This is a genomic window from Bacterioplanoides pacificum (assembly GCF_042648445.1).
In the GTDB taxonomy this organism is placed as follows: Bacteria; Pseudomonadota; Gammaproteobacteria; order Pseudomonadales; family Oceanobacteraceae; genus Bacterioplanoides; species Bacterioplanoides pacificum.
In genome coordinates this window covers 47,049-54,245 of sequence record NZ_JBHRYB010000024.1, presented here as the reverse complement: position 1 = coordinate 54,245, position 7,197 = coordinate 47,049, and the positions used below count along the sequence as shown (strand labels likewise).

The window sequence follows — 7,197 nt, the reverse complement described above, 5'->3', positions numbered from 1 at the left end:
GGCCGTCACACGCCATTCTTCAAAGGTTACCGTCCACAGTTCTACTTCCGTACCACTGACGTGACCGGTGCTGTTGAGCTGCCAGAAGGCGTTGAAATGGTTATGCCAGGTGACAACGTAACTCTGGAAGTGAGCCTGATCGCTCCGATCGCGATGGACGAAGGTCTGCGCTTTGCGATCCGTGAAGGTGGTCGTACGGTAGGTGCTGGTGTTGTAGCGTCTATCGTAGAATAATTTGACTGGATCAAATTATAACAGCCGAAGGCTGGTCCGGTAGGACGAAGGGCAGGAATGCCCGGAGTAGTAAAAATTATCGGATAAGTAAGTTGCTGAAATATCAGTGACTTACAACAACAAGAAAAAGGCTTCACCCTGTTTGGGGTGCGGCCTTTTTTTATTTGGTTGACACTTTTTGTACAGCCGCATACAATTCGCGTCCCTTTTATTAGGGAAATCGCGAGCTCTAGCTACTTTAACTTGGAGTTTGGTAATGCAAAACCAACGAATCCGTATCCGTTTGAAAGCATTCGACCATCGACTGATCGATTCTTCGACTCAGGAAATTGTCGACACTGCTAAGCGTACGGGCGCTCAGGTACGTGGTCCTATCCCACTGCCAACTCGTAAAGAGCGTTTTACCGTTCTGATTTCACCGCACGTTAATAAAGACGCGCGTGATCAGTACGAAATCCGTACGCACAAGCGCATGCTCGACATTGTTGAGCCAACTGAAAAAACAGTTGATGCGCTGATGAAGCTTGATCTGGCTGCCGGTGTGGAAGTTCAGATCAGTCTGGGTTAATCCGTAAGGAATTTTCCCGTACACAGTGCTCTGTGTAACGCCCGTTCAACTGGGCGGCCATAGTGGGTTAAAGCCCCGTACACGAGAGGAAATACAAAATGGCAATTGGTATTGTCGGTAAAAAAGCGGGCATGACTCGCGTATTTACCGAAACAGGTGAATCTGTTGCTGTAACTGTGCTTGAAGTGGCGCCTAACCGCATCACTCAGGTTAAAACCGCTGAAACAGACGGTTACAGTGCACTGCAGGTTACTTTTGGTGAGAAGAAAGCTTCTCGCATCTCTAAACCAGAAGGCGGTCACTTCGCGAAAGCGGATGTTGAAGCAGGTCGTGGTCTTCTGGAATTCCGTACTGACGAAGTGCTGGCAGTGGGCGAAGCCCTGACTGTAGAACAGTTCGAAGCAGGTCAGAAAGTCGATGTAACCGGTACTTCTAAAGGTAAAGGTTTCCAGGGTGGTGTTAAGCGCTGGAACTTCTCTACTCAGGATGCTACTCACGGTAACTCGCTGTCTCACCGTGCTCCTGGTTCTATCGGTCAGTGTCAGACACCGGGCCGCGTATGGAAGGGTAAGAAAATGGCAGGCCACATGGGTTCTGAGCAGGTAACTACTCAGGGTCTTGAGGTTGTGCGTATCGACGCAGAGAACAATCTGCTGTTGATCAAAGGTGCTGTTCCAGGTGCGACTGGTTCCGATGTAATTGTTAAACCAGCTGTTAAGGCTAAGGGGTAAGCAATGGAACTGAAAACTAACTCTGGTGCAGCGGTAGCTGTTTCCGATGTAACCTTTGGTCGTGAATTTAACGAATCTCTGGTTCACCAGGTTGTAACTGCATACCTGGCTGGTGCTCGTCAGGGCACAAAAGCTCAAAAGAACCGTTCCGATGTTGCAGGCGGTGGTGCTAAGCCATGGCGTCAAAAAGGTACTGGTCGCGCCCGTGCGGGTACTGCCAGCTCACCAATCTGGCGTTCAGGTGGTGTTACTTTTGCTGCTCGTCCACGTGATTTTGCTCAGAAAGTTAACAAGAAGATGTACCGTGCTGCGATGCAGGCCATCTTGTCTGAGCTGGTTCGTCAGGAGCGTTTGATCGTTGCCGATTCTTTCGCAGTTGATACTCATAAGACGAAAGAATTTGTTGCCAAACTGGACGACATGAAACTGGATAACGTATTGATCGTTGCCGGTGAAGTTGACGAAAAGCTGTATCTGGCTGCCCGTAACGTGCCACACGTTGGTGTGACCGAAGCAGCAGCAATCGATCCGGTTAGTCTGATTGCCTTCGATAAAGTTCTGGTAACCGTAGACGCTCTGAAACAACTTGAGGAGACCTACGCATGAACCAAGAACGTATCTATCAAGTATTAGTTGCGCCACATATCTCTGAAAAAGCAACCATCGTTGCAGAGAAAGCAGGTCAATACGTTTTCCGTGTTGCTCCTGATGCGACTAAGCCTGAGATCAAAAAGGCTGTTGAAGCGCTGTTCGAAGTGAAAGTTCAATCGGTACAGACTGTCAACATTAAAGGTAAGACCAAGCGTACTGCACGCGGCATGGGCAAGCGCAACGATATTCGTAAAGCGTACGTTCGTCTGGCTGATGGTCAAGACATCGACTTTGCAGACGCGGAATAAGGGGAGCTAAGTCATGGCATTAGTAAAAACTAAACCGACTTCAGCTGGCCGTCGCCACCTTGTTAAAGTCGTTAACAGTGAACTGCACAAAGGCAAGCCTCACGCAGCTCTGTTAGAGAAGAAGTCCAAGTCCGGTGGTCGTAACAATAACGGCCGTATCACTACCCGTCATATCGGTGGTGGTCACAAGCAACATTACCGTATTGTTGACTTCAAACGTAATAAAGATGGTATCCCGGCAGTTGTTGAACGTCTGGAATACGATCCGAACCGTAGCGCTAACATCGCCCTGCTGAAATACGCAGACGGTGAACGTCGTTACATCCTGGCACCAAAAGGTCTGACGACCGGTGATCAGGTATTGTCAGGTGAAGAAGCACCAATCAAAGCGGGTAGCGCGATGTCTCTGCGTAACATCCCGGTTGGTAGTGTTGTTCACAACATCGAATTGAAGCCTGGTAAAGGTGGTCAGATTGCTCGCTCTGCGGGTACTTCCGCTCAGCTGGTTGCGCGTGAGGGTGCTTACTGCACACTGCGTCTGCGTTCCGGCGAAATGCGTAAGGTTCTGGCTGATTGTCGCGCTACCCTGGGTGAAGTGGGTAACTCAGAACACGCTCTGCGTGAACTGGGTAAAGCTGGTGCGTCGCGCTGGCGCGGTGTTCGTCCTACCGTTCGCGGTGTGGTAATGAACCCGGTAGATCACCCTCATGGTGGTGGTGAAGGTCGTACCTCTGGTGGTCGTCACCCAGTTACTCCTTGGGGCGTTCCAACTAAAGGCTACAAGACTCGTAAGAATAAGCGTACCGATAAGCTGATCGTACGCCGTCGTTCTGCGAAATAATTAGAGAGGATTGAACTGTGCCACGTTCATTGAAAAAAGGTCCATTCATAGACCATCACTTGATGAAGAAGGTAGAGACCGCTCTTGAGAAGAACGACAAGCGTCCGATCAAGACTTGGTCTCGCCGCTCCACTATCTTCCCGGATTTCGTGGGGTTGACGATTGCTGTACATAACGGCAAACAACATGTGCCTGTTTTCGTAACCGAAGACATGGTTGGTCATAAACTCGGCGAATTCGCGCTGACCCGTACGTACAAGGGTCATGTAGCGGATAAGAAAGCCAAACGCTAATAGGGGTGAAGAAGCATGTCTGAAGTAGCCGCTGTATTACGTGGTGCTCGCTTATCTGCACAAAAAGCACGCCTGGTTGCGGATCAGATCCGCGGCAAAAACGTTGCTGAAGCGCTGGATATTCTGGCATTCAGTGGTCGTAAAGGCGCCGACATCATGAAAAAAGTATTGGAATCTGCGATTGCCAATGCTGAGCACAATAACGGTGCTGATGTCGATGAGCTGAGCGTATCGACTGTGTTTGTTGACGAAGGTATGACTATGAAGCGCATCCGTCCACGTGCTAAAGGCCGTGCGGATCGTATTTTCAAGCGTACTTGTCACATCACTGTGAAAGTTTCTGAGAAATAGGAGTTGGTCAGATGGGTCAAAAAGTTCATCCAACCGGTATCCGTTTAGGTATCACCAAAGACCATAATTCGGTCTGGTATGCCGGGAAGGATAAGTATGCCGACAACCTGCTGACTGACATCGCTGTTCGTTCTCTGATCGAAAAGCGCCTGGAAAAAGCCTCAGTAAGCAAAGTTGTTATTGAACGTCCTGCGCAAAACGCCAAAGTAACCATTCACACTGCTCGTCCGGGCATCGTGATTGGTAAAAAAGGTGAAGACGTTGAAGTTCTGCGTAAAGACGTAAGCGAGTTGATGGGTATTCCGGTACACATCAACATTGAAGAAGTTCGTAAGCCAGATCTGGATGCCAAACTGGTTGCACAAAGTGTTGCAAACCAGCTGGAGCGTCGTGTGATGTTCCGTCGTGCCATGAAGCGTGCCGTACAAAACGCCATGCGTGGTGGTGCTCAGGGTATCAAGATCCAGGTGGGCGGCCGTTTAGGTGGTGCTGAGATCGCTCGTTCAGAGTGGTATCGCGAAGGTCGTGTTCCGCTGCACACTCTGCGTGCAGATATCGACTACGCAACTTACGAAGCACACACTACCTATGGTGTGATTGGTGTTAAGGTCTGGATCTTCAAAGGTGAGATCCTGGGCGGGATTCAAGAAGTCCGCGACCGCGCCAAGAACAACCAGGGTAAAAAGAAATCCGGTCGTTCATAAGGGGAATTAGATATGTTGTTACCAAAACGTACCAAGTTCCGTAAGGTTCAGACCGGCCGCAACCGCGGTTTGGCAATTCGTGGCTCTAAAGTGAGCTTCGGTGAGTACGCGCTGAAAGCAACTGGCCGGGGTCGTATGACTTCTCGCCAGATCGAAGCAGCTCGTCGTGCGATGACCCGTAAGGTGAAGCGTGGTGGTAAAATCTGGATTCGTGTATTCCCAGATAAGCCAATTACTGCTAAGCCGCTGGAAGTTCGTCAGGGTAAAGGTAAGGGTAACGTAGAATACTGGGTTGCTCAGATCCAACCAGGCCGCGTTCTGTATGAGATGGAAGGTGTTCCTGAAGAGCTGGCCCGTGAAGCATTTGCTCTGGCCGCAGCGAAACTGCCTTTCAAAACTGAATTTGTTAAACGGACGGTGCTGTGATGAAAGCAAGTGAACTGAAAGAAAAATCAGTGGCTGAGCTGCAATCTCAGCTGGAAGAACTGTTGAGCGATCAATTTAAACTGCGTATGCAGAAAGCGACCGGTCAGCTGGGTCAGACTCATCTGATCAGCCAGACTCGTCGTGATATCGCTCGCGTTAAAACCGTGCTGACACAGAAGGCAGGTGAATAATCATGACTGAGACAACTGTTCGTACCCTGAGTGGTCGTGTCGTCAGCAACAAGATGGACAAGTCCATCACTGTTTTGGTTGAGCGTCGCGTTAAGCACCCGATCTATAAAAAGTTCGTGAAAAAATCAACCAAAGTAATGGCCCACGACGCCAACAACGAGTGTCAGATTGGTGACACCGTTACTGTAAAAGAGTCACGCCCTCTGTCTAAAAACAAGACTTGGGCGCTGGTAAGTATCGACGAGCGCGCCGCCAAGGTTTAATACCGGGCGCAGTTAGTAGGAGCGAATAGCATGATCCAAACGCAAACCATGCTTGACGTTGCCGACAACAGCGGCGCGAAGCGCGTACAGTGCATCAAAGTACTGGGCGGTTCACATCGTCGCTATGCCGGCATCGGTGATTTAATTAAAGTATCCGTTAAGGAAGCAATTCCTCGCGGTAAAGTTAAGAAAGGTCAGGTGATGACCGCAGTAGTTGTTCGTACCCGTAAAGGTGTACGTCGTCCGGACGGATCTATCATCCGTTTTGACGTTAACTCTGCTGTACTGTTGAACGCATCCAATGCGCCAATTGGTACCCGTATCTTTGGCCCTGTTACTCGTGAACTGCGTTCTGAGCAATTCATGAAAATCATTTCCCTGGCACCTGAAGTGCTGTAAGGGAGGGGTGACTATGTTAAAGATTCGCAAAAATGACGAAGTAGTAGTTATCGCTGGTAAAGACAAAGGCAAGCGCGGCAAGGTACAAAAAGTACTGGCCGACGGTCGCCTGATCGTATCCGGCGTTAACATGGTGAAAAAACACCAGAAACCAAACCCGTACCTGCAACAGCCAGGTGGCATCGTTGATAAAGAAGCCGGTATTCAGGCTTCTAACGTGGCTATCTGGAACGCTAAAACTGAAAAAGCTGACCGCGTTGGCTTTAAAGTTGAAGGCGAGAAAAAGGTGCGTATCTTCAAATCCACAGGCGACCAAGTGGACGCCTAATCGGAGCTGGATACTGCTATGTCACGTTTAGAAAAACTGTACAAAGAAGAAGTAGTAGCCAAGCTGCGTGAAGAGTTTGGTTACAAAAACATCATGGAAGTGCCTAAGATCACCAAAATCACCCTGAACATGGGTGTTGGTGAAGCTCTGGGTGACAAAAAACTGCTGGACAGCGCGGTTGCCGATATGGAATCCATCGCTGGTCAGAAAGTGGTTGTTACTAAGGCACGTAAGTCTGTCGCGGGCTTTAAAGTTCGTGAAGGCTGGCCAATCGGCTGTAAAGTAACCCTGCGTCGTGACCGCATGTGGGAATTCCTGGACCGTCTGGTAGATATCTCTCTGCCACGTGTTCGTGACTTCCGCGGTATTAACCCGAAATCATTTGATGGTCGTGGTAACTACAGCATGGGTGTGAAGGAACAGATTATCTTCCCGGAAATTGACTACGATAAAGTAGACAAAATCCGCGGTATGGATATCACCATCACCACTACAGCTAACACTAACGACGAAGGCCGCGCTCTGCTGAAGGCGCTGCAGTTCCCGTTCCGTAACTAAGGAGACTGAATCATGGCAAAAATCGGCATGAAACAGCGTGAACTGAAGCGTGAGAAGCTGGTCGCTAAGTTCGGCGCTAAGCGTGAAGAACTGAAAGCCATCATCAAAAATCCGGAGTCTTCTGACGAAGATCGCTGGAATGCACAAATGGCTCTGCAAAAGCTGCCGCGCGATTCGTCCGCCAGCCGTCTGCAGCGTCGTTGTCAGATGACAGGTCGTCCTCACGGTGTATACCGTAAGTTCAAACTGTCTCGCATTAAGTTGCGCGAAGAAGGCATGAAGGGTAATGTCCCTGGCCTGAAAAAAGCTAGTTGGTAAGCAATTCCCAAAAGCTGTAGAATGCGCGCCTGTTTTTTAATCTATTGCTGAAATTTTCAGCAATAGTTGATAGGTGCGCGTTCTTATCGCTGT

16 protein-coding genes are annotated in these 7,197 nt (G+C 49.4%); all 16 read left to right on the top strand.

The window, feature by feature from the left end; genetic code table 11:
- Positions 1 to 234 (top strand): EF-Tu C-terminal domain-related protein (locus tag ACFOMG_RS16970; RefSeq protein ID WP_449237036.1); only part of this gene is annotated, 234 nt, incomplete at its 5' end.
- A gap of 256 nt (positions 235 to 490) precedes the next feature.
- Positions 491 to 802: a 30S ribosomal protein S10 gene (rpsJ, locus tag ACFOMG_RS16965; RefSeq protein ID WP_376868408.1), complete on the top strand. Its 312-nt coding sequence runs from the start codon at positions 491 to 493 to the stop codon at positions 800 to 802.
- A 98-nt stretch (positions 803 to 900) separates the two neighbouring features.
- Positions 901 to 1,533 carry a 50S ribosomal protein L3 gene (gene rplC / locus ACFOMG_RS16960; RefSeq protein ID WP_376868407.1) on the top strand — a complete coding sequence of 211 codons (633 nt, stop codon included), beginning with the start codon at positions 901 to 903 and terminating at the stop codon, positions 1,531 to 1,533.
- A 3-nt stretch (positions 1,534 to 1,536) separates the two neighbouring features.
- Positions 1,537 to 2,139: a 50S ribosomal protein L4 gene (gene rplD, locus ACFOMG_RS16955; RefSeq protein ID WP_376868405.1), complete on the top strand. Its 603-nt coding sequence runs from the start codon at positions 1,537 to 1,539 to the stop codon at positions 2,137 to 2,139.
- Positions 2,136 to 2,432, top strand: a complete 297-nt coding sequence (rplW, locus tag ACFOMG_RS16950) for a 50S ribosomal protein L23 (protein WP_376868404.1) — start codon at positions 2,136 to 2,138, stop codon at positions 2,430 to 2,432. Before rplD ends, rplW begins: the two co-directional genes overlap by 4 nt.
- 13 nt (positions 2,433 to 2,445) lie before the next feature.
- Positions 2,446 to 3,273 (top strand): 50S ribosomal protein L2, encoded by an 828-nt coding sequence (gene rplB / locus ACFOMG_RS16945; protein WP_376868403.1) that lies wholly within the window; start codon positions 2,446 to 2,448, stop codon positions 3,271 to 3,273.
- A gap of 17 nt (positions 3,274 to 3,290) precedes the next feature.
- Positions 3,291 to 3,566 carry a 30S ribosomal protein S19 gene (gene rpsS / locus ACFOMG_RS16940; RefSeq protein WP_028293116.1) on the top strand — a complete coding sequence of 92 codons (276 nt, stop codon included), beginning with the start codon at positions 3,291 to 3,293 and terminating at the stop codon, positions 3,564 to 3,566.
- A gap of 15 nt (positions 3,567 to 3,581) precedes the next feature.
- Entirely contained in the window at positions 3,582 to 3,917 is a 336-nt protein-coding gene (rplV, locus tag ACFOMG_RS16935) for a 50S ribosomal protein L22 (protein ID WP_376868402.1), read from the top strand.
- 11 nt (positions 3,918 to 3,928) lie between these two features.
- Positions 3,929 to 4,621 carry a 30S ribosomal protein S3 gene (gene rpsC, locus ACFOMG_RS16930; RefSeq protein ID WP_376868401.1) on the top strand — a complete coding sequence of 231 codons (693 nt, stop codon included), beginning with the start codon at positions 3,929 to 3,931 and terminating at the stop codon, positions 4,619 to 4,621.
- 12 nt (positions 4,622 to 4,633) lie between these two features.
- Positions 4,634 to 5,047, top strand: a complete 414-nt coding sequence (rplP, locus tag ACFOMG_RS16925) for a 50S ribosomal protein L16 (protein ID WP_376868399.1) — start codon at positions 4,634 to 4,636, stop codon at positions 5,045 to 5,047.
- On the top strand, positions 5,047 to 5,238 hold the full coding sequence (gene rpmC / locus ACFOMG_RS16920; RefSeq protein ID WP_376868411.1) for a 50S ribosomal protein L29: 192 nt from the start codon (positions 5,047 to 5,049) through the stop codon (positions 5,236 to 5,238). Before rplP ends, rpmC begins: the two co-directional genes overlap by 1 nt.
- A 2-nt stretch (positions 5,239 to 5,240) precedes the next feature.
- Positions 5,241 to 5,501 (top strand): 30S ribosomal protein S17, encoded by a 261-nt coding sequence (rpsQ, locus tag ACFOMG_RS16915; RefSeq protein WP_068655000.1) that lies wholly within the window; start codon positions 5,241 to 5,243, stop codon positions 5,499 to 5,501.
- A 30-nt stretch (positions 5,502 to 5,531) separates the two neighbouring features.
- Positions 5,532 to 5,900: a 50S ribosomal protein L14 gene (gene rplN / locus ACFOMG_RS16910; protein ID WP_068654997.1), complete on the top strand. Its 369-nt coding sequence runs from the start codon at positions 5,532 to 5,534 to the stop codon at positions 5,898 to 5,900.
- A gap of 13 nt (positions 5,901 to 5,913) precedes the next feature.
- Positions 5,914 to 6,228, top strand: coding sequence for a 50S ribosomal protein L24 (gene rplX / locus ACFOMG_RS16905; RefSeq protein WP_376868397.1), 315 nt, complete (start codon positions 5,914 to 5,916; stop codon positions 6,226 to 6,228).
- An 18-nt stretch (positions 6,229 to 6,246) separates the two neighbouring features.
- Complete coding sequence (gene rplE / locus ACFOMG_RS16900; protein ID WP_376868395.1) at positions 6,247 to 6,786, top strand: 50S ribosomal protein L5; 540 nt, start codon at positions 6,247 to 6,249, stop codon at positions 6,784 to 6,786.
- Between the two features lie 12 nt (positions 6,787 to 6,798).
- Positions 6,799 to 7,104, top strand: coding sequence for a 30S ribosomal protein S14 (gene rpsN, locus ACFOMG_RS16895; RefSeq protein WP_376868393.1), 306 nt, complete (start codon positions 6,799 to 6,801; stop codon positions 7,102 to 7,104).
- Positions 7,105 to 7,197: the final 93 nt, after the last annotated feature.

What these genes read in the sequence shown, in the direction of transcription:
- rpsJ (WP_376868408.1), top strand. Translation starts at nt 491, where the DNA reads ATGCAAAACCAACGAATCCGTATCCGTTTGAAAGCATTCGACCATCGA.
- rplC (WP_376868407.1), top strand. Translation starts at nt 901, where the DNA reads ATGGCAATTGGTATTGTCGGTAAAAAAGCGGGCATGACTCGCGTATTT.
- rplD (WP_376868405.1), top strand. Translation starts at nt 1,537, where the DNA reads ATGGAACTGAAAACTAACTCTGGTGCAGCGGTAGCTGTTTCCGATGTA.
- rplW (WP_376868404.1), top strand. Translation starts at nt 2,136, where the DNA reads ATGAACCAAGAACGTATCTATCAAGTATTAGTTGCGCCACATATCTCT.
- rplB (WP_376868403.1), top strand. Translation starts at nt 2,446, where the DNA reads ATGGCATTAGTAAAAACTAAACCGACTTCAGCTGGCCGTCGCCACCTT.
- rplV (WP_376868402.1), top strand. Translation starts at nt 3,582, where the DNA reads ATGTCTGAAGTAGCCGCTGTATTACGTGGTGCTCGCTTATCTGCACAA.
- rpsC (WP_376868401.1), top strand. Translation starts at nt 3,929, where the DNA reads ATGGGTCAAAAAGTTCATCCAACCGGTATCCGTTTAGGTATCACCAAA.
- rplP (WP_376868399.1), top strand. Translation starts at nt 4,634, where the DNA reads ATGTTGTTACCAAAACGTACCAAGTTCCGTAAGGTTCAGACCGGCCGC.
- rpmC (WP_376868411.1), top strand. Translation starts at nt 5,047, where the DNA reads ATGAAAGCAAGTGAACTGAAAGAAAAATCAGTGGCTGAGCTGCAATCT.
- rpsQ (WP_068655000.1), top strand. Translation starts at nt 5,241, where the DNA reads ATGACTGAGACAACTGTTCGTACCCTGAGTGGTCGTGTCGTCAGCAAC.
- rplN (WP_068654997.1), top strand. Translation starts at nt 5,532, where the DNA reads ATGATCCAAACGCAAACCATGCTTGACGTTGCCGACAACAGCGGCGCG.
- rplX (WP_376868397.1), top strand. Translation starts at nt 5,914, where the DNA reads ATGTTAAAGATTCGCAAAAATGACGAAGTAGTAGTTATCGCTGGTAAA.
- rplE (WP_376868395.1), top strand. Translation starts at nt 6,247, where the DNA reads ATGTCACGTTTAGAAAAACTGTACAAAGAAGAAGTAGTAGCCAAGCTG.
- rpsN (WP_376868393.1), top strand. Translation starts at nt 6,799, where the DNA reads ATGGCAAAAATCGGCATGAAACAGCGTGAACTGAAGCGTGAGAAGCTG.